The organism is Ruegeria sp. D4 (genome assembly GCF_056534475.1).
In genome coordinates this window covers 399,189-419,447 of sequence record NZ_JBQFPJ010000001.1, presented here as the reverse complement: position 1 = coordinate 419,447, position 20,259 = coordinate 399,189, and the positions used below count along the sequence as shown (strand labels likewise).

The following is a 20,259-nucleotide window of genomic DNA, read 5'->3' as shown; positions in this document are numbered from 1 at the left end:
GCAAAAAGCGTTTCTGTCTCGGTATCTTCCGACTAGAGTGACGCCATGTTCATCCTGATCGCCTGCCTGCTGCTTGTCACCGGTTTCCTCGGCTATCGCTACTGGTCCAAAAGGCAAACGCGGAACTCTCTGCTGTCGTCTCCTTTGTCCGATCACGAGCGTGCCGTGATCGCCGATCAGGTTCCCATGATCAGACGGCTCCCGGCCCGGTTTCGGACCACGCTGGAGGGCAAGGTCAACCTGTTTCTTGATCAGGTCGAGTTTTATGGCTGTGACGGGCTGGACGTGACCGAGGAAATGCAGCTTTCGATCGCGACGCAGGCCTGTCTGCTCGTGGTGAACAGTGATCTTTGGTATGACAATCTGACCACGATCCTGATTTATCCCAGCGCTTTCAAATCCCGTCAGAGCCGACGCAGCGGTTACGTCGTGACCGAAAAAGAAATCGTCCGCACCGGTGAAAGCTGGGACCGGGGGCCGGTTATCCTGTCCTGGGCGCATAGCCGTCAGGGCGCGATGGATGACCGTGACGGGCAGAATGTCGTATTGCACGAATTCGCCCACCAGATCGACGACCTGTCAGGCGGCACAAACGGCGTACCAGTCCTGAGCGAAGGTCAGAGCTTTGCCGAGTGGGAAAGCGTTTTCCTTACCGCTTTTGACGCCCATGTTCACGCGGTCGAGACCGGGCGTCACACCGTTATCGACCCTTATGGCGCCACGGGGCACGAAGAATTCTTCGCAGTTTCAGTCGAGGTGTTTTTCGAACGGCCCCAAGCTCTGAAACACGAGGTGCCGGATGTATACGAACAGTTGTCCAAACTGTTCCGTCTGGACCCGGTGACGTGGGGTTGAACTGCGGCCAGGCTGCGAAACCCCGGGCGCAGTTCTTTCATCACAATCCGTAAATCGATCCGAACTTTTCTTCCAGATAGGTCAACAGCGGCTCAGGGCCCGGCTCCAAACCACTGGCGCGGGCGATGATTTCCCGCGGCGCATACAGCCCGCCATGCCGCTGCACATTCTCGCGCAGCCATCCTGTAGCTCCTGAAGTGTCGCCCTTGGCAAGCTGCGCATCCAACCCCGGAACTGCGGCGCGTAAGGCCTGATTCAGACACCCGGCATAAACATTGCCCAGTGAATAGGTCGGGAAGTACCCAAACAGTCCGATCGACCAGTGCACGTCCTGCAAACATCCGTTCGAGGGCTTGTCGACCGCGTAACCGAAATCGGCCTTGAACCGGTCGTTCCAGGCAGCCTCCAAGTCACTCACCTGCAGATCACCTGCCATCAGCGCACGTTCCAGATCAAAGCGCAGCATGATGTGCAGATTGTACTGCACCTCATCCGCTTCGGTCCGGATGTACCCGTTGTGGACGCGGTTGACGGTTGCATAAAACGCCTCCGCATCGGGGATTCCAAAACCGCCGAAAACCTCGACCATCTGACCGAACAACCAGCCCGTGAAGGCGCGCGAGCGGCCCAGCTGGTTCTCGTATATCCGGCTTTGGCTCTCATGCACGCCCATGGACACACCGCTGCCCAGCGGGGTCAGCAGATAGGCACTGTCAATGCCCTGTTCATACGCGGCGTGGCCAACCTCGTGAATCGTTGAGTAGAAACAATTGAACGGGTCGGTCTCGCTGGTCCGCGTGGTAATCCGCACATCCAGACCAGAGCCCGAGCTGAACGGATGCACGGCCTTGTCCACGCGTCCGTTGTTCAGGTCATAGCCGAAGGCTACAGCCAGCTGTTGCGACAGTTTCATCTGCGACGCTTCATCAAACCTTCCGCTCAGCGCAGCCGGTTCCGGCCGGTCCAGAACCGCAGCACGCAGGGCAACCAGCCGCGGGCGCATCTCATCAAAGATGGCGGCGATCTGGGCACCCGTCGTATAGGGCTCATAATCCTCGACCATAGCGTCATAAATGTCGCCGCCCTGCGCCAGGGCCTCACCTTCCTGACGTTTCAGCGAGACGACCTCAGCCAGAACCGGAAGAAAGGCCGATACATCTTCATCAGCACGAGCCTGCGCCCATTTCCCCTGCGCCGCAGATGTCACGCGGGCAATTGCCGTCGCCAGATCAGCCGGCACCTTGACCGCCCGTTCATAAGCACGGCGAATTTCGCGCAACTGGGCCTTGCCGATCTCGTCCTGAGGCGCGGCCTGATCCAGCCAATCGGCCACCCGCGGGTCAGACCGACGGGCATGCAGAACCGCCTCGATCGCCGCCATTTCCTCGGCCCGTTGAGGGGCAGCCCCACGCGGCATGACTGTTTCCTGATCCCAACCCAGACGCCCGGCAATCTGTCCCAGGGCCGAAGTTTCGCGCTGAAAAGCCATCAGGTCATTGAATGCAGTCATGTAAGTCACGCTCCGCGTAGTGAAGTTGCGATGGGATAGGCCGTCAGGAAACGCGCACGCAGGATCAGCGTCCAAACCACAACGGCCATGAACTGATGGAATATGGCGATCTGCCATGGCGCCCCGTAGACCACCGTCAGGATTCCCACGACCACTTGCAGCGACAAGGCCGCAAAGGCCGCATTGAATGCAAATCGGGTCTGGAGATGCGCGCTGGTTCCGCCACGACGCCAAACGACAACCGCAAACGCAAACAGAAGATAACCGGCGCAGCGATGGATGAACTGCACCAGCCCCGGGCTTTCGAAGAAGTTCCGCCAGATCGGTTCCAGCATTGTTGCGTCAGGCGGCAGAAGCTGCCCGCCGATCAACGGCCAGTCGGTATAAGAACGACCGGCGTCGATCCCCGCAACCAAGGCGCCAATGAGTATTTGCAAAAAGGCGAAATGCATCAGGCTGGTTGAGAGAGAAAACAGCTTTGCCTCTTTCGCACGGCGGGCCTGCATCAGGTCGCGCTCCTCCCGGCCCAGCAGAAGGATGTACCAGGCGAGGAACCCTAAGATCACGAAGGCCAGCCCCAGGTGTATTGCCAGCCGATAGCTGGCGACGGCCGTCATCCCTTCGCCCTGGGTCACGCCCGAGGCGACCATCCACCAGCCAACTGCACCCTGAACGCCACCCAATGCGCCGGGGATCAGCAATCGCCCGGTCCAACCGGTCGGTATCTTGCGCGTCACCAAGAAGCCCAGGAACCCGAGCGCCCAGACCAAACCGATCACACGGCCCAGCTGCCGATGACCCCATTCCCACCAGTAGATCGACTTGAAATCATCGAGTTCCATCCACTGGTTCTGAATGCGCCATTGATCGATCTGCTTGTATTTGTCGAACTCGGCCTGCCAGTCGGCCTCGGACATCGGCGGGATGGCTCCGGTAACAGGGCGCCATTCGGTGATCGACAATCCGCTGTCGGTCAGCCGCGTCAGCCCGCCTACGGCGATCATGATCACGACCAGGGCAAACAGGCTCATCAGCCAGACGCGAATGGCCCCGCGCGCACCGCCCCGGCCCCGGTCGATCATCCCCGGCTGCACCGCCTTTTGTTTTTCGGTGTCCGAAACTTCTTCGAAGATGCTGCGCTTGCCGCTCATGCCGTCCTCATGCCTTTGATTTTCACGCAAGCTAGGGCTACCGGAGTGTAAGGTCCAGCCTCAGCCCTTTTCCTTCCAGCGGACCATCTGCCGCATGACACCGTGCAACATCTGCACATCTGCCCGTGTCATGTTCATCCGCGACCAAAGATTGCGCAGGTTCACCTTCATCCCATCGGCCTTCTCTGGCGGATAAAAGAATCCCGCGGTCTCAAGCCGGTCTTCGAAATGTTCGGCCAGTTTCTCAACCTCGATCCCTGTCGCCCAGTCGCCCTTGCCCAGATCGGTGGTCTCGTGCACCACGTCTCCGGTCTGGCGCATCCACTCGTAAGCGGTCAGCAGCACGCACTGCCCGAGGTTCAGCGAGGCGTACTCGGGGTTCACAGGAACCGAAATGATGGCGTTTGCCTTCGCAATATCCTCATTCTCAAGCCCTGCGCGTTCCGGTCCGAACAGAACCGCAACCTTTTGACCGGCTGCAACTTTTTCGGCGGCCAGTTGCATGGCGCGCTCGGGGCTGTAAACCGGTTTGGTCAACCCGCGCTGACGGGCCGTGGTGGCAAAGACAAAGGTGCTGTCCTCAAGCGCTCCGGCCAGGTCGTCGAACAGCTGCGCCTCATCCAGCAGCCGCCCCGCGCCGCTGGACATGGCCACTGCCTTGGGGTTGGGCCAGCCGTCCCGGGGGGCCACGATACGCATCCGATCCAGGCCGAAATTCCACATCGCGCGCGCGGCTGCGCCGATGTTTTCACCCATCTGCGGGCGCACAAGCACGAATGAGGGCTGGGATTTGTCGCTGGGCATGGCTTACTCCGAAAGTTCCGCCCGCTCTAATACCCTGTCACCGACGAGGCAAGCCAATCACCTTGTTCTGCTCTCAAATACCCGCTTGGCAGGCATAAAAGTTTGCTTCCCCCGCTCAATCCGCTAAACCCCGCCAAAGACAGAAATCCGAAGGACGCGCCAATGGACACCCCCGAGCAGCCGCAGATCTACCTGATCACACCGCCGGCCATCGAACTGAGCCGATTCCCTGAAAAACTGGCGCGCGTTCTGGACAGCACAGAAATCGCGTGCATCCGCTTGGCGCTGGCAGGCAACGACGAAGATGCAATCGCACGCGCGGCCGATGCCTGCCGTGAAGTCGCCCATGCGCGGGACGTGGCGCTGGTGATTTCAAACCACGTTCTGCTGGCGCAACGTCTGGGTCTGGACGGGGTGCATCTGGATGACGCCGCCCGTTCCGTGCGGTCCGCCCGTAAGGAACTGGGGGCAGATGCGATCGTCGGCAGCTTTTGCGGTGCTTCCAGCCATGACGGCATGACCGCCGGTGAAGCCGGGGCGGACTATGTCGCCTTCGGGCCGGTTGGAACAGACAAGCTTGGCGACGGCACGCGCGCCGAACAAGATCTGTTTCAGTGGTGGTCCGAGATGATCGAAGTCCCGGTAGTGGCCGAAGGCGGCCTGACGGCTGAACTGATTGGCAGTCTGGCCCCATGCACCGACTTTTTTGGGATCGGCGACGAAATCTGGGCGGGTGATGATCCTGTCGCAGCGCTGACCACTTTGTTGGCGCCACTTTCCTAGAAAGGCAGGAAGGGCCGAACAAAGGTAAATGCCCCGAAGCCGGCAATCACGAGGGATAGCAGAACCGAAATCCGAAGCCTGAGCCGGATCGATCTGCGAGAAACCGCCAGTGCCAATGCAAATACCACGGCAGCGGCCGAGACCGGCACGGTCAACGCGCCCAGACCAAAGCCCAGAACCGCCGGTGCCAGCCGATCCGGCGGTACTCCGATCGTCGTCAAAGCGAAGGCCTGGCTTAAACCGATCAGACCACCCACCAGAGCAACGGTCAGCAAACGCAGAAAGCCCGGTCGCCGGACTGTAACGTTCCACACACCCAGCACCACGGTTGCTGCGGGCATGAGATACGGCAACCATGCTGAGGGCATCGTGACAAGCTGTAGCGTGCCCAATCCCAGACCAATCGATGTGGCCAGCGCGAAAGCAGAAAGCTGCCATAAGGCCGCCGACACCCAAAGGGCGTGCAGCACCAGCAGCAACGCAATCAGGATAACCGGCAGCCCCACTGTCGTGGCATACACGATTCCGTTGGAGAAATAGGCCTTCAAGGTTTGACCCGGGTCCAGACCGGCCCCACCCCGCAGCGGAATCAGAGGGCTTGCCTCGCCCGCCACAAGATACCCGGTATAAGGCGCATCCACCCCCTGCTGCCTGAGGACCATCGGCCCGTGACCTTCCGGCCAGGTCAGCTGCAGGCTGGACGCGCCGGGCGGTAAAGCCCCGGCCAGCAGAACCCGTGAAATCCTTGGCACCTCAGGGTCTCCGGCCACAGGAACGCGGGAACCTTCGTAGGACAGCGTGACGGGTCCACCTGCCAACACGTTCATGGACGGCGACCAGCCTTTAATGAACTGCTTTATGTGCGGCTCAAGTTCCGAAGACGCCAAGCGGCGAAGTCTTCTGTACTCACCTGAAACGGGCGACGGATCCGCCGAAGGGTTAATCCCGGCGACGAATGCCTCGGCATTCATGCTGATTTCCAGAAACAATGTGTCCTGATTGATCCGAAAATCCACCACTGTCGGTTTCGCCGTCTGAGCTGATGCGTTGCCGACTGCAATCCAGAAAACCAAAGGAGCAACAAGAAAAAGAAGTACAGGGCGGGTTTTGCATAACGCTCTGACAATGCGGCTCATTTGCTGCAATCCAACATGAACATGAATACCGACAACATATCCTTCGATTGTTCTGCCGATGACGCGCGATGGCAAGCCAAAACGGCAGGCCGTGGCAGGAATTCCCGTCGGCGTTAACGTTCTGACTTGCACGGATCACGGGGCTGCGGCATGACAACGGCATGACTCAGACCAGTGAAATTTTGTGTATCGGGTCCGTCCTGTGGGACGTGATCGGACGATCCGCCAGCGTCATGCGTCAGGGCTCGGACGTTCCGGGGCGGATTACCCGACTGCCTGGTGGCGTGGCGATGAACATCGCAATGACGCTGGTCCGCTTTGGTATGACCCCAACCCTGTTGACCGCCGTTGGCCGTGATCCCGAAGGTGACGAGCTTGTGCACGCCTGTGCCCGCCTTGGGATGGTGACAGACCATATCTACCGCTCGCAGGATTTGCCGACAGACCGGTACATGGCGGTCGAAGGTGCAAACGGTCTGATTGCCGCAATCGCGGATGCCCACTCTCTCGAAGCCGCCGGGGCCAAGATCCTCCGGCCACTGATGCACGGGCCATTGGGGTACGTGAATACGCCGTTTGAAGGTCCGGTTGCGCTGGACGGGAACCTGACGCAAGACCTGCTGGAGGAGATCGCGCAAAGTCCGGCGTTCTCTCGCGCTGACCTGCGCGTTGCCCCGGCCTCACCCGGCAAGGCCGAGCGCCTTCTGCCTTTCCTCAAACACGCCCGCGCGACGCTTTACGTCAACCTCGAAGAGGCCGGTCTGCTGTGTCAGCGCGAGTTCGAGGATTCCGAAAGCGCTGCCCAGGGCCTGGTGGATCGGGGCGCGCTACGGGTTTTGGTAACGGATGGCGGCAACTCGGCCACTGTCGGCTCGGCCGATGGAATCCAGACCCAGAAACCCCCATCCGTTTTGGTTACGCGCGTGACCGGCGCGGGTGATACTTTCATGGCGGCCCATATTGCCGCTGAAGCAAATGGCGCAGATAGCGACGCGGCCCTGACCCGCGCTCTGCACGCCGCCGCAACATATGTTTCCGGAGAAACCCCACTGTGATCGACATCCAATACTCAGCCGAGGTCCGCGCCGCCAAAGACGCAGGCCAGCCCATCGTTGCACTTGAAAGCACAATCATCACCCACGGAATGCCCTACCCGCAGAACATCGAGGTCGCCGCGCAGGTCGAGCAAGATATTCGCGACGCAGGGGCGGTTCCGGCCACCATGGCTGTGATCAGGGGCAAACTGCATGTTGGGCTGGAACCTGAGCAGTTACAGGATCTGGGCAAGGCGCAGGGTGTCGCCAAAATCTCGCGCGCCGACATGGCCGCCTGTATCTCCACAGGCGGCACCGGTGCGACAACCGTTGCCGCAACCATGATCGCCGCTCATTACGCGGGGATCGAGGTTTTTGCCACCGGCGGCATCGGCGGCGTGCATCAGGGGGCCGAAACCTCGTTCGATATTTCCGCTGACCTGCATGAGCTTGCCCAGACGCCGGTGACGGTCGTGGCCGCGGGCGCCAAGGCCATTCTGGATCTGGCCAAAACGCTCGAGGTTCTGGAAACACTGGGCGTTCCGGTGATTGCCCATGGTCAGGATGAATTCCCGGCCTTCTGGTCAGCCAAATCACCCTATGCCGCGCCTTTGCGCATGGACAGCCCGGAAGAGATCGCAAGGGCCCACTCAACCCGCCGCGCCCTCGGCCTACCCGGGGGACAACTTGTTGCAAACCCGATCCCCGAGACCGACCAGATTCCGGCCGATGAACTGGCACCGATCATCGCATCAGCCCAATCCGACGCCGAGACACACCGGATCACGGGAAAAGGCGTCACCCCTTATCTTCTGCAGCGTATATTCGAGCAGACCAAGGGCCGATCCCTGACGGCCAATATCGCGCTTGTTCGCAACAACGCCCGCCTTGCCGCCGGCATCGCAAAGGCTTTGACCCGCAACACCGCCTGACACCGTCCCTATTGCACCATCACGCCAGACTGCTTAATTGCAGTCTGCAAACCGCTCGGAACTAAGATGAATACACCGTTTGACGAAGAACCGCATCGCCGCCCCGGCCTGTTTGCAGGCCTGCGGGCGTCGTTTCTGACGGGGATTGTCGTCATTGCGCCGGTCTGGCTTACAATCTGGTTGATCTGGTCCGTGGTGGGCTGGATCGACAGTGCGGTCCTGCCGCTGGTGCCGCAAAGGTTTCAGCCGCAGGAATATGTCGGCATCAACCTGCGCGGCGTCGGGGTCATCATCTTCCTGATCTTCACGGTGATCGTGGGCTGGGTGGCCAAGGGCATACTGGGACGTTCGCTGATCCTTTTTGCAGAACGCGTTGTTGATCGGATGCCTGTCGTCCGCTCGGTCTATTCCGGGATCAAACAAATTTCCGAAACGGTTTTTGCCCAAACAGACCGCTCGTTCGAAAAGGCTTGCCTTATCCAGTATCCGCGCCGTGGTATCTGGGCCATCGGCTTCGTGTCCACCACCGCCAAAGGCGAGGTCAGCCGTCTTGCAGAAACCGGCGGCGAACTGCTCAGCGTGTTTGTTCCGACGACCCCGAACCCCACATCCGGGTTTCTGCTGTTTTTTCCGGCCGAAGACGTCATCTTGCTGGACATGACGATCGAGGATGCCGCGAAACTGGTGATCTCGGCTGGTCTTGTCTATCCAAACGAAAAAGACCCGACCCGCCCGCCAGAGTGATCAGCCAAACATCGCACGCAGATCTACTGTGCTACGCGCACCCAGATCGGTTTTGTGGGCTGACAGAAAGCCGTCCGCGGCTGCCCGGCCAGCCTTTTTCAGCTTGTGCAGGATCACCGGGTTGGGAACGGTCTTCGTGGCAACCGACAGACTGTTCATCAACTCATTGTCTGCGATCATGTGAACCAGAACCCGGCTCATCTCACCCGCCTTCAGTTTGCCCTCACGCAACAAGCGCTGCACAAAGTCAATCGCCCTGAGTTCGCGAAACAGGGACGAATTGAAGCTGATCTCGTTGATCCGGTTCTGAATCTGCTGTGGTGTCTTCGGAACCTCGTCCCGCTCAAGCGGGTTGATGTTCACGATGACAACATCATCCGGCAACTCGTCATTGAACAAAGGAAACAGCGCAGGATTTCCCGTAAAACCTCCGTCCCAATAGGCCTCGGTTCGCCCCGTTTTCGGATCGAATATCTCTACGGCCTTGAACAGCGTCGGCAGGCAGGCCGAGGCGAGTATGGCATCGGTCGATACATCCTCGCCAGTGAACACCCGGATCTTGCCGCTGCGCACGCAGGTCGCACAGACAAACAGCTGCGGGCCTTCAGTCGCGCAAATCTCGTCGAAGTCAAAACGGTCGATAACAGGCTTTAGCGGGTTCTGGTAAAACGGACCGTAGGCATAAGGCGAAACCATGCGCGACCACGCGTCGCCAAACGAATAGGGAAGCGAATACTCCATGGCCTGCGCGATCTGGGCAGGCTCAAGCGCCTGCATCCAGTTGGCAATCCGCATGTCGCCAACCGCCCCCATGCGCTCCCATAATCCGTTCAGACACTCGCGCGCGCCTTCGCGCCCGGCCCACACCATCCCGGACTTGAAAGCCGCCCCGTTTAACGCCCCTGCGGATGTGCCGGTAATCGCGGCAACCTCAATATCCTCTTCATCCAGCAACCGGTCCAGTACACCCCAGGTAAAGGCGCCATGTGCGCCGCCGCCCTGCAAAGCCAGATTGATCCGTTTCAAAAGCCCGCCCCTTCATCTTTTCCGAAATACTCCGGGGGTATGGGGGCCGCGCCCCCATGAAACACTACAGGGCAGTCCAACCGCCATCGACGGAAATCGTCGTCCCGGTAATCTGCGCCGCCGCATCCGAGCACAAAAACAAAGCCGTCCCGCCAAGTTGCTCGACCGTGGCAAACTCTTTCGAGGGCTGGCGTTCCAGCATCACGTTCTTGATCACGTCCTCGCGGCTCATGTTGTATTCTTTCATCGTGTCGGGGATTTGCGCCTCGACCAGCGGTGTCAGAACATAGCCCGGGCAAATGGCGTTGCAGGTGATCGGCTCCTGCGCCGTTTCCAGCGCAACTGTCTTGGTCATGCCGACCACACCATGTTTGGCCGACACATAGGCCGCCTTGTAGGGCGACGCCGTCAGACCATGGGCCGACGCGATATTGACGATGCGCCCCCACCCGGCCTTTCGCATCATTGGCAAAGCTGCCGCCATCGTGTGAAAGGCCGAGTTCATGTTGATCGCGATGATTGCATCCCATTTGTCGACCGGGAACTGGTCGATCGGCGCGACGTGCTGAATGCCCGCATTATTGACAAGAATGTCGCAAGCCCCGGTCTTTTCGATCAGGGCCCGGCAATCATCCCCCTTGGACATGTCGGCCTGGATATATCGCGCGTTGGTTCCGGTCTCGTTCGAGATTTCAGCAGCCAGTGCATGGTCCTCATCCCGATCGGTGAACGAATTCAAAACCACATTGGCGCCCGCCCTGGCCAGTTCGCGCGCAACGCCCAGCCCGATCCCCGAATTCGATCCCGTGATAATTGCCGTCTTTCCCGAAACGCTCATCGCCGCTCTCCTGCTGAGTCAGAATTTCCGACACAGTGCCATGCTGCACGTGCAAAGAAAACGGGGAAAGCTGGGGCCAATGCAACTCCTCTGGCACCGGCATCACCATCACAAAAAAACGCCCGCACGAAGCGGGCGTTAAGTTATTGAGGCAGGTTTCATACAGGCAAGAAACCTATCGAGCAGTGCATCCTTTATAAGCAATTCTGCGCCTTCGTCCAAGCTAAAAGTTTGATAATAAGAAAAATCATGGCTACGGTGAATCCCAACAAAATAAGGCCAGAGCAGGATTGTTTCCAAAATGAGCCCCGATTTTTCACCCTCCCTTCGTTCAATGCTGGTGGGAATCACCGGCATTTTTGCGACCACATTCGCCCATGCAGATTCGTCTCATGGCATAGCTATGTATGGTGATCCCGCCCTACCACCGGATTTTGTGTCTCTGCCTTACGTGAACCCGGATGCACCAAAAGGAGGAAAAGTCGTTTTCGGGAATACCGGCGGCTATAACAGTTTGAACCCGTTTGTGCAAAAAGGCACGTCACCCTGGCAACTGAGATTCTGGACCCATGAGAGCCTGATGGGCCGATCCTGGGACGAACCTTTCACTCTTTACGGGTTGTTAGCCGAATCAGTTGAGACGGCCGAGGACCGATCCTGGGTGGAATTCACGCTGCGCGAGAACGCCCGATTCTCGGACGGCAGCCCAGTCACCGTGGACGACGTGATGTGGTCCTATGAAACTCTGGGGACCGAAGGGCATCTCCGGTATCGCGGGTTGTGGTCCAAGATCGACAGCATCGAACAGACCGGTCCACGCTCGGTCAGGATCACATTCAACGAACCTGACCGCGAACTGGCCCTGATTGCGGGCCTGCGCCCGATCCTTCAGAAGGCGCAATGGGACGGCAAGGATTTTGCCGACGCGCAGTTGCACGATGTTCCAATCGGCTCGGGGCCTTATGTCGTCGAGGACTATGAGGCCGGGCGCTTCGTAAACCTGCGCCGTAACCCAGACTACTGGGGCAGCGATGTTCCCTTCCGCCGTGGCACCATGAACCTCGATGAAATGAGGATCGAGTTCTACGGCGATCAGACCGTGTTGTTCGAAGCGTTCAAGGCTGGGGAACTCTCCGCCATTCGGGAATTCAACGCCGACAAGTGGGACACGCAATACAGTTTCCCCGCCGCGCAGCGCGGAGACGTAGTCAAAACGGAAATCCCGCATGGCAAACCGTCGGGCATGACCGGCTTTGTGATGAACACGCGCAAGGCGCCATTCGATGACTGGCGCGTGCGCGAGGCGCTGACGCTGGCGTTCAACTTCGAATTCATCAACGACACCATCACCGGCGGTGCCCAGCCCCGGATCACCTCGTATTTCTCGGGCTCGGACCTGGCGATGCAACCCGGGCCGGCGACAGGCCGGGTCGCCGAATTGCTGCAACCGTTTGCCGATGATCTTCTGCCCGGAACGATTGAAGGCTACAGCCCGCCACAAGGCGATGGCTCGGCGCGCAATCGCGCCAATATCCGAAAGGCCGCGAACCTGCTGTCCGAAGCGGGGTGGACCATTCAGGACGGTGTGCTGCGCAACCAGAATGGCGATGCCTTCACCATGACCGCTTTGCTGCAGCAGGGCGACAGCGATATGGCCACCGCAGTCGAGATCTATTCCCGTGCATTGGAACGACTTGGCATTCAGGTGACAACCGAAACGGTCGATAACGCGCAATACACCGGTCGCATCTCGGAACACGATTTCGATATGACGCCATTCCGAAGGGCCATGTCCCTGTCCCCAGGCAACGAGCAGCGCCTCTATTGGGGCAGCGATGGCGCGAACACGCCCGGAACCCGGAACCTGATGGGTGTCGCTTCACCCGCAGTCGACGCGATGATCGATGCGATGCTGGCTTCGGAAACGCGGCAAGACTTTGTCGCGGCCACCCGCGCGCTTGACCGCACCCTGACCGCTGGCCGGTATGTCATTCCCATCTGGAACTTCGATGTCGGCCGTATCGCGCATGTGAAAGAGCTTAAGTACGCGCCAAACCTGCCCATTTACGGCGATGGCCCTCAATACATGCCCGAGGTCTGGTGGTATCAGGAATAATCTGCAGTGGGTGTACGCCGCTTCGGCCGCATTTGTGCGGCGAAACCCGCTTTACCAACGCCTCACAACGCTCGTCTAACGTGTGCTGCCCCGGTCTTCTCGGATGGCGGTTGTCAGGGAATACTTCGGCGGAAAGTGGCACATGTCAAAACACCGCAGCATATGACTGCTTACGCGACGTTCGCCGCAATATGTTGTTGGACCTTCTAATTTCAGCGAAAATTGCTCCAATGGACACAAGAACTTTTACGGATCGGGTGCCGGGCATGTAACGTGTCATCAAATCGAACCTCAGTGAACCGTGCAAAAGTTGTTGAGTTTCGGTGATATAGTTGCGGGCGGTTCGCCCTGCCCTGGTGGTTCACGGACCGGCCGCCACTCACTCCGAAACGCAGGTCCGTGGCCCGTTGCGGACGTTCCGCAGCGGGCATTTTCCATTCCGGTCACCACATCCCCGGGTGCGACATTTTGTCATGCATGTATATACTCCGCCCCTACGTAACCTGATATCTGGGGGCCGGGCAGTCCTGTAGCATAAGAAACGGAAAGCTCGCTGATGATTATGAAATGGACAGAACTGACGCAGGACTGGAACGGATCCTTGGCGCGCGCTAAGCGGCGCTTTCCGAATCTGCGTGATCAGGATGTCGCGCATTTCCGGCAAGACAGAAAACAGTTCGAGGCTTACCTGGCGGAACGGCACCACCTGACCGTGAACGAAGCCCGGGAAGAACTGGAGGATTTCCTGTTCACCGAAAGCCTGAATCGCGAATTCGATCAGACGTTACGCAAGTGACGTAACCCACAGGATCAACGCGTCTTCGTCACTGACCGAGACGACGTTGTGACCCATGCTTCCGTCGTAATAGGCGCTGTCGCCGCGGCGCATTTCGACAGGTTCATAATACTCGGTGTAAAGCCGCACAACGCCTGTCAGAACGTACAGGAATTCCTCACCATCATGACGAACCCAGCCATCGAACTCGTCCATCGAGCGGGCGCGTACGCGGGCCCGGTAGGGCAGCATTTGTTTTTTCGTCAGCGTTTCGGCCAGCAACTCATGCTCGTATGTCGTCGTGGCATGGGCCGCACCTTCCCCCATCCGTGTGACGGACATGCGTCCAATGACCTGATCGCGCTGGGGTGGCGTGAACAGTTGAGGCACCGAAATCCCCAGCCCCGTCGCGAGTTTCTTCAGGGCATCATAGGTCGGCGACATCTGACCGTTTTCGATCTTGCTGAGCGTTGAGCGCGCCAGACCGGCCTGGGTCGCCGCCTGTTCCAGCGTCCATTTGCGGGCCTTGCGCAATTCGCGCACGCGCGCGCCCAGATCCAATGGCTCGGGTTCGACATTTTCACCGGCATCGCGGGCTATACGGATCAGGGATTTCGGGTCCTGCGTTCTCATGGCACTTCTATAGGGCCGGGCCGCGCCGCTTGCAACGCGCCTTGCCCCGCGTTAGCCAGACGACATGCTGTCCATATTTGATCAGGGTCTGCCTGCCCCTTGCCCCACCCCGTTTAATCTCGCAGCGCACGTTCTGCGCCACGCAGAGCGGATTCCGGAAAAAACCGCGCTCTCCGTTCTGAATGAAACGGCGACCGAGGACTGGAGCTATCGGCAACTGCTGTCTGCCGTTCTGGGCACCGGCACAGGGTTGTTGCAGGCCGGGTTGAAACCCGGCGACATCGTTCTGATGCGCCTTGGGAATACCGTCGATTTCCCGATTGCCTACTTGGGGGCGATTGCCGTAGGTGTCGTTCCTGTTCCGACGTCATCGCAACTGACGGCGCCTGAAACGGCCCGCATGATTGACGACCTGTCTCCGGCCGCCATCCTGAAGGCACCGGATGTTGCCTGTGCCCCGCACCCCCGGCAGATCGATCTGGCAACGTTGCGTGCCATCCGTGATCTGCCGCCCGCCACCTTTGATCTCGGTAATCCGGATCGGCTGGCTTATGTGGTCTATACCTCGGGGACATCGGGCAAGCCGCGTGCGGTTGCGCATGCGCATCGCGCGATCTGGGCACGGCAAATGATGGTGGACGGGTGGTATGGGCTGCGCCCCGAGGATCGGCTGTGTCATGCCGGTGCGTTCAACTGGACCTACACGCTGGGCACTGGCCTGATGGATCCGTGGACCATCGGTGCGACGGCGCTGATCCCCGAACCGGGAACCGATCCGGCAGCATTGCCCGACTTGTTGCGGCGTCACGGGGCCACAATCTTTGCCGCAGCACCCGGCGTGTACCGAAAGATGGTTCAGCGGACAGACCGGCTCAGCCTGCCCCACCTGCGCCACGGACTGTGCGCAGGCGAAAAACTGTCGCGCCACCTGCACGAACGCTGGACCGAGGTGACGGGAACCGAACTTTACGAAGCCTACGGCATGTCCGAATGCTCGACCTTCATTTCCTCCAGCCCTGAAAACCCGGCCCGGGGCGAGGCATTGGGCCAGCCGCAACCCGGTCGCAAGATCGCCATCCTGGGACCCGATGGCCCTGTTCCGCAGGGACAGGAAGGCACAATCGCGATCCACCGTTCCGACCCCGGCCTTATGCTGACCTATCTGAACGCCCCGGATGAGGCTCAGGCCCGCATGCAGGGGGACTGGTTTCTGACCGGAGATCAGGGCGCCATGGCGGTCGACGGGCAAATCACCTACCTGGGTCGCGACGATGATATGATGAATGCGGGCGGTTATCGGGTTTCACCGGTCGAGGTCGAGGCCGTCTTGTCAAAATACCCCGGGATCACACAGGTCGGTGCCGCGGCGGTCGAGGTCAAGCAGGACACATTTGTGATAGCTGCCTTTTACACCGGCCCCGAAACTCTGGACGAGACGGCCTTGCATGCCTATGTCCAGGACAACCTTGCGCGATACAAACAGCCCCGCGCTTTCGTACATCTGCCGGCGCTTCCCGCAGGCGGCAATGGGAAACTCCTGCGCCGCGCGTTGCCGGCCTATTTCAAGGCACCGAACTCATGACCCAATCCGTCAAGCTTGATATTCTGTCCGATCCGATCTGCCCGTGGTGCTATATTGGCAAAACCCATCTGGACAAAGCGCTGGCCGCCATACCGGACCATCCTTTCGTGATCGAATGGCATCCGTTTCAACTGAACCCCGACATGCCGGACGCGGGCATGGACCGCCGAGAATACCTTGAGCGCAAGTTTGGCGGCAAGGACGGTGCCGTGCAGGCCTATGCGCCCGTGGTCGAACACGCCGAAAATGCTGGCCTGAAAATCGATTTCGAGGGCATGAAACGCACGCCCAACACACTTGATGCGCACCGGCTGATCCATTGGGCCGGGATTGAAGGCAAGCAGGACGCGGTGGTCGACGCCTTGTTCGATGCTTATTTTGTGCAGGCACGCGACATCGGCGACCATGAGGTGCTTGCCGACATCGCCGACAGCCAGGGAATGGACGCGGCTGTCGTCATGAAGCTGCTGAAATCCGACGCGGACCGGGACGATATCCGCAACCGCGATACGCATTCACGGGAAATGGGTGTTGGGTCAGTACCGACCTTCATCGTGGCCAACAAACACGCAGTTCCTGGCGCCCAGCAGCCGGAAATGTGGGAAAAAGTCATCCGCGAAATCATGTCTCAACTTGAGGCTTCCCCTGCAAATTAGCACATAGTCCTGTGCGTTTGCGCCATAGCGCCGCCTGATTTGCCGTGATAGCGCAAGCAGGTAAGGAGTTCCCCATGACCAATCGCATGTCGCGGGGCGAGTTCATTGCTTTGATAGCAATGATGTTCGCCACGATCGCGTTCTCTATCGACTCGATGCTGCCTGCACTGCCCGAAATCGGCGCAGAGCTCAGCCCTGATGATGTGAACCGGGCGCAACTGATCCTGACATCCTTTGTTCTGGGCATGGGGCTTGGCACATTTTTCACCGGCCCGATCTCGGACGCGCTGGGGCGCAAGCCCGTCATCTTTGGCGGTGCAGTGCTATATATCGTGGCGTCCGCTGTTGCCTGGGCAAGTTCCTCGCTTGAACTGGTTCTGGCCGCGCGTGTTCTTCAGGGACTTGGTGCCGCCGGTCCCCGCGTGGTGGCCATGGCCATTATCCGCGACCTCTATTCCGGGCGCGAGATGGCCCGGATCATTTCGATCGCGATGATGATATTTACGCTTGTTCCCGCGATTGCGCCGATGCTGGGCGCAGGCGTGATAGCCCTGTTTGGCTGGCGCGGGATTTTCGTATCCTTCATCTTGTTCGCCCTGATTGTTGTGATGTGGATGGGAAAACGGTTGCCAGAATCGCTGGCCCGCGAAGACCGTCGCCCGTTTCGCCTGCCGCTGCTGGTAGCGGCCACGCACGAGATGATGTCACACCCAACGGTGCGCCTTTCGATACTGGTTCAGACCCTGTGCATGGGCATTCTGTTCACCATGCTGACCATGGTGCAGCCGGTCTATGACGTGATCCATGACAGTGCGGACAGTTTCCCGTTCTGGTTCGGGTTTGTCGCGCTGATGTCTGGTTCGGCCAGCCTGTTGAACGCCGCGATTGTCGTCCGCGTGGGTATGCGGCGCGTGGTGACATGGGCGCTTGGGGCACAGATTCTGATCACGTCCTGCGTCATATTTCTGAATATGGCGAACCTGACGCCCGCCGCCTCATTCGCGGTGTTTGTTTTCTGGCAGACCACCATCTTCTTCATGGCTGGCGTCACTTTAGGCAATTTGAATGCCATCGCGATGGAACCGATGGGCCACATCGCAGGCATGGCGGCATCTGTGATCGGGTCGATCTCGACCGTTCTGGCCGCAGCCATCGCAGCGCCTGTGGGCCTCTTGTTCGATGGCTCAGTGACACCGCTGACAACGGGCATCCTTGCCATGTGCGTCATGGCTTTCGGCGTGATGGTTCACATGGGTCGCGTCGAAAACAGATTACTGGCCTGAGCCTGTGCAAATGCCCTGAATCACGTTAAGCTTTCCGCGATTTTCGGGGGAGTTTTCTATGAGTGATTACTATGATCTGGGCACATACTATTGCCCCGTCACCACATCATCGGAAAAGGCGCAGCTGTGGTTCGACCGAGGTCTGATCTGGACCTACGGCTACAACCATACAGAGGCCCTGGCCTGTTTCCAGCGCGCGGCGGAACATGATCCGGACTGCGCCATGGCGCATTGGGGCGTGGCTTACGCAGCCGGACCAAACTACAACCTGCCGTGGGAATTGCTGGACGATCAGGGACAAGAGAAGGCATTGGCCGAGGCCTATGACGCCACCCAAAAAGCATTGGCGCTGGCTGAATGGTGCACTCCGGTTGAACAGGCGCTCATCCGCGCCCTGCCCGCCCGTTATCCTCAGCGCGAGCCGATCGCGGATATGCACGACTGGGACCACGATTTTGCGGACGCGATGCGCGCGGTTTTTGCAGCTTTTCCCGATCACCTTGATCTGCGCACCATATTTGTCGAGGCGTTGCTGAACCTGACCCCCTGGAAAATGTGGGATTTGAAATCCGGTCAACCCGCCGAAGGCGCCGCAACCCTTGAAGCGCAGGACACCCTGGAATGGGCCATGGGGAACGACCCGGCCGCCATGTCGCATCCGGGGCTTTTGCACTTGTATGTGCACCTGATGGAGATGTCGCCCACTCCTGAAAAAGCACTGAAAGCCGGGGACGTGTTGCGCACTCTGGTGCCGGACGCAGGTCATCTGGTGCACATGCCCACCCATATCGATGTCCAGTGTGGCCACTACCAGAACGTCACCCATTGGAACGAAAAAGCCACCGAAGCAGATTTGAAGTATTACGAACGCGAAGGTCCGTTCAACATCTACACCGGTTACCGTCAGCACAACTATCACTTCACCATCTACGGCGCGCTGTTTATGGGCCAGATGGAACCGGCCTTGCGTGCCAATCAGGGCATCTGGGACACCACGCCCGAGGAAATGCTGCGCATCGAAAGCCCGCCGATGGCGGACTATTTCGAAAGCTACATGTCCATGGGGCCGCATATCCTTATCCGGTTTGGCCGTTGGGACGAAGCCAAGGCTCTGGAACTGCCCGAAGACCCGGATCTCTACTGCACATTGACCGCGACCACGCTCTACGCCCGTGCCATCGCATTTGCAGCGACGGATCAGGTGGCCGAGGCCGAAGCGGAAGAACAGAGGTTTCTTGCCGCCCGGGGCCGCGTCCCCGAAACCCGGCGACTGCACAATAATCGTGTCGTCGACCTGCTGGATATCGCAGCTGAAATGCTGCGGGGCGAAATCGAATACCGCAAGGGAAACTACGACACGGCCTATGCACACCTGCGCCGCTCGGTCGAATTGGATGACACTTTGCCGTATGACGAACCCTGGGGCTGGATGCAGCCAACCCGCCACGCACTCGGGGCCTTGCTGTTTGAACAGGGCCACGTAGCCGAGGCCGAAGCTGTCTACCGCGAGGATCTAGGACTGGGCGGCTCGCTCAGCCGTGCGTCGATCCATCCCGACAATGTCTGGAGCCTAAGGGGGCTATACGATTGCCTGAAATCCCGAGGTGACTCCATTGAAATCAGGCAGATCAAACAAAGACTGGATCTGGCTCTGGCCCGTGCAGACTGCGCGGTCGCCGCTTCGTGCTTCTGCGCCCAGTCCGCAATGAAAGCCGCCGAATGAGACTGCTCCCTGCCCTGATGCTTTTGGCCGCCGGTCTTCCCGTTCAGGCCGAACGCATGACGTTTACCCCGGTCGACCAGGCCGAACGTGACCCGACATTGGTGACGTTCCGCGCCAACCTGCTGGCCAACATCGCAGCCCGCGATACCGAAGCGGTTGTGGCGGTGGCCTGCCCGGACATCTATCTCAGCCACGGCGGCAATGGCGGCCCCCGGGAACTCAGGGAAAACCTGACACTTCCTGCCGGCACCCTGGCCGAGGAATACCGAGATCAGGCCGACGAGATGCGCGAAGCCTACTGGTCCGCCCTCGAGGAAACCCTCGCCGCGCCCGGTTATTTTGACGATCTGGGCGAATTCTGGATGCCGTATCAGTGGAAGATCGGCCTGCCTGCATCCGTCGACCCGTTCAACGCCTATTTTGTGAATGGCTCCGGGGTGTCACTGCGGGTGGGCGCAGACCGGACCGCTGACATCGTCGATCTGATCAGCCATGAGGTCGTGCTGATTAGCGAATACGATCCTGACGCCGAATACCAGAAGGTCATGCTGACCGACGGCGCGCGAGGCTTCATGCACCGCGACTACCTCTGGCCTATGACCGGTCATCGCGCGGCGCTGGTAAAATCCGACCAGGGGGAATGGCAGTTGTGCACCTTCGTGGGCGGTGACTGAGCGC

General features: G+C 59.5%; 19 protein-coding genes. 12 read left to right on the top strand and 7 right to left on the bottom strand.

Translation table 11 applies throughout. The annotated features are described in order from the left end of the window. Nucleotides 1-45 precede the first annotated feature (45 nt). Entirely contained in the window at nt 46-855 is an 810-nt protein-coding gene (locus tag ACR0MI_RS02100; protein WP_170610829.1) for a M90 family metallopeptidase, read from the top strand. A gap of 40 nt (nt 856-895) precedes the next feature. Here the strand turns inward: ACR0MI_RS02100 and ACR0MI_RS02095 are convergent, their stop codons facing one another. Genes ACR0MI_RS02095 through ACR0MI_RS02085 form a run of 3 tightly spaced genes read right to left on the bottom strand, consistent with a single transcriptional unit; the run spans nt 896 to nt 4,320 of the window. After that, the gene (locus tag ACR0MI_RS02095) at nt 896-2,365 is read right to left on the bottom strand and encodes a carboxypeptidase M32 (RefSeq protein WP_170610827.1); all 1,470 of its coding nucleotides are present in this window, start codon (nt 2,363-2,365) and stop codon (nt 896-898) included. Between the two features lie 5 nt (nt 2,366-2,370). Continuing rightward, nucleotides 2,371-3,516 carry a heme A synthase gene (ctaA, locus tag ACR0MI_RS02090; protein WP_170610824.1) on the bottom strand — a complete coding sequence of 382 codons (1,146 nt, stop codon included), beginning with the start codon at nt 3,514-3,516 and terminating at the stop codon, nt 2,371-2,373. Between the two features lie 60 nt (nt 3,517-3,576). Then, entirely contained in the window at nt 3,577-4,320 is a 744-nt protein-coding gene (locus ACR0MI_RS02085; RefSeq protein ID WP_170610821.1) for an RNA methyltransferase, read from the bottom strand. Nucleotides 4,321-4,482: 162 nt separating this feature from the next. On the opposite strand from ACR0MI_RS02085, the gene ACR0MI_RS02080 reads away from it, so the two are divergent. Next, entirely contained in the window at nt 4,483-5,103 is a 621-nt protein-coding gene (locus ACR0MI_RS02080; protein WP_170610818.1) for a thiamine phosphate synthase, read from the top strand. On the opposite strand, the gene ACR0MI_RS02075 is transcribed toward ACR0MI_RS02080, so the two are convergent. Then, nucleotides 5,100-6,239, bottom strand: coding sequence for a HupE/UreJ family protein (locus tag ACR0MI_RS02075; protein WP_170610815.1), 1,140 nt, complete (start codon nt 6,237-6,239; stop codon nt 5,100-5,102). The two genes, ACR0MI_RS02080 and ACR0MI_RS02075, sit on opposite strands and share 4 nt — an antisense overlap. A 161-nt stretch (nt 6,240-6,400) precedes the next feature. Between ACR0MI_RS02075 and ACR0MI_RS02070 the strand changes: the two genes are divergently transcribed. The 3 genes from ACR0MI_RS02070 to ACR0MI_RS02060 all read left to right on the top strand — a co-directional run bounded on the left by ACR0MI_RS02070 (nt 6,401) and on the right by ACR0MI_RS02060 (nt 8,949). Beyond that, on the top strand, nt 6,401-7,294 hold the full coding sequence (locus ACR0MI_RS02070; RefSeq protein WP_170610812.1) for a PfkB family carbohydrate kinase: 894 nt from the start codon (nt 6,401-6,403) through the stop codon (nt 7,292-7,294). After that, nucleotides 7,291-8,205, top strand: a complete 915-nt coding sequence (locus tag ACR0MI_RS02065) for a pseudouridine-5'-phosphate glycosidase (protein ID WP_170610810.1) — start codon at nt 7,291-7,293, stop codon at nt 8,203-8,205. The genes ACR0MI_RS02070 and ACR0MI_RS02065 overlap by 4 nt, the downstream gene beginning before the upstream one ends. A gap of 66 nt (nt 8,206-8,271) precedes the next feature. After that, a complete protein-coding gene (locus tag ACR0MI_RS02060; RefSeq protein WP_170610807.1) occupies nt 8,272-8,949 on the top strand; it encodes a DUF502 domain-containing protein in 678 nt (225 codons plus the stop codon). Here ACR0MI_RS02060 and ACR0MI_RS02055 read toward each other — a convergent pair whose 3' ends face one another. After that, a complete protein-coding gene (locus tag ACR0MI_RS02055) occupies nt 8,950-9,975 on the bottom strand; it encodes a patatin-like phospholipase family protein (RefSeq protein WP_480853504.1) in 1,026 nt (341 codons plus the stop codon). It lies immediately after the preceding gene. A 64-nt stretch (nt 9,976-10,039) separates the two neighbouring features. After that, nucleotides 10,040-10,813, bottom strand: coding sequence for a 3-hydroxybutyrate dehydrogenase (locus ACR0MI_RS02050; protein WP_170816563.1), 774 nt, complete (start codon nt 10,811-10,813; stop codon nt 10,040-10,042). A gap of 301 nt (nt 10,814-11,114) precedes the next feature. Here ACR0MI_RS02050 and ACR0MI_RS02045 point away from each other — a divergent pair, with 301 nt between their 5' ends. Further along, nucleotides 11,115-12,929 (top strand): extracellular solute-binding protein, encoded by a 1,815-nt coding sequence (locus ACR0MI_RS02045; RefSeq protein ID WP_170610799.1) that lies wholly within the window; start codon nt 11,115-11,117, stop codon nt 12,927-12,929. A gap of 562 nt (nt 12,930-13,491) precedes the next feature. Beyond that, nucleotides 13,492-13,725 carry a hypothetical protein gene (locus tag ACR0MI_RS02040; protein WP_321252695.1) on the top strand — a complete coding sequence of 78 codons (234 nt, stop codon included), beginning with the start codon at nt 13,492-13,494 and terminating at the stop codon, nt 13,723-13,725. On the opposite strand, the gene ACR0MI_RS02035 is transcribed toward ACR0MI_RS02040, so the two are convergent. Continuing rightward, nucleotides 13,714-14,337: an XRE family transcriptional regulator gene (locus ACR0MI_RS02035; RefSeq protein WP_170610796.1), complete on the bottom strand. Its 624-nt coding sequence runs from the start codon at nt 14,335-14,337 to the stop codon at nt 13,714-13,716. The genes ACR0MI_RS02040 and ACR0MI_RS02035 overlap by 12 nt on opposite strands. A 64-nt stretch (nt 14,338-14,401) precedes the next feature. Here ACR0MI_RS02035 and ACR0MI_RS02030 point away from each other — a divergent pair, with 64 nt between their 5' ends. The 5 genes from ACR0MI_RS02030 (at nt 14,402) to ACR0MI_RS02010 (ending at nt 20,255) form a co-directional block, all read left to right on the top strand. Then, a complete protein-coding gene (locus ACR0MI_RS02030) occupies nt 14,402-15,919 on the top strand; it encodes a class I adenylate-forming enzyme family protein (protein ID WP_170610793.1) in 1,518 nt (505 codons plus the stop codon). Then, nucleotides 15,916-16,575 carry a DsbA family oxidoreductase gene (locus ACR0MI_RS02025; RefSeq protein WP_170610790.1) on the top strand — a complete coding sequence of 220 codons (660 nt, stop codon included), beginning with the start codon at nt 15,916-15,918 and terminating at the stop codon, nt 16,573-16,575. The genes ACR0MI_RS02030 and ACR0MI_RS02025 overlap by 4 nt, the downstream gene beginning before the upstream one ends. Nucleotides 16,576-16,649: 74 nt before the next feature. Then, nucleotides 16,650-17,858: an MFS transporter gene (locus tag ACR0MI_RS02020; RefSeq protein WP_170610787.1), complete on the top strand. Its 1,209-nt coding sequence runs from the start codon at nt 16,650-16,652 to the stop codon at nt 17,856-17,858. Nucleotides 17,859-17,916: 58 nt separating this feature from the next. Next, nucleotides 17,917-19,581 carry a tetratricopeptide repeat protein gene (locus ACR0MI_RS02015; protein ID WP_170816564.1) on the top strand — a complete coding sequence of 555 codons (1,665 nt, stop codon included), beginning with the start codon at nt 17,917-17,919 and terminating at the stop codon, nt 19,579-19,581. Continuing rightward, complete coding sequence (locus ACR0MI_RS02010) at nt 19,578-20,255, top strand: SH3 domain-containing protein (RefSeq protein ID WP_170610782.1); 678 nt, start codon at nt 19,578-19,580, stop codon at nt 20,253-20,255. The genes ACR0MI_RS02015 and ACR0MI_RS02010 overlap by 4 nt, the downstream gene beginning before the upstream one ends. Nucleotides 20,256-20,259: the final 4 nt, after the last annotated feature.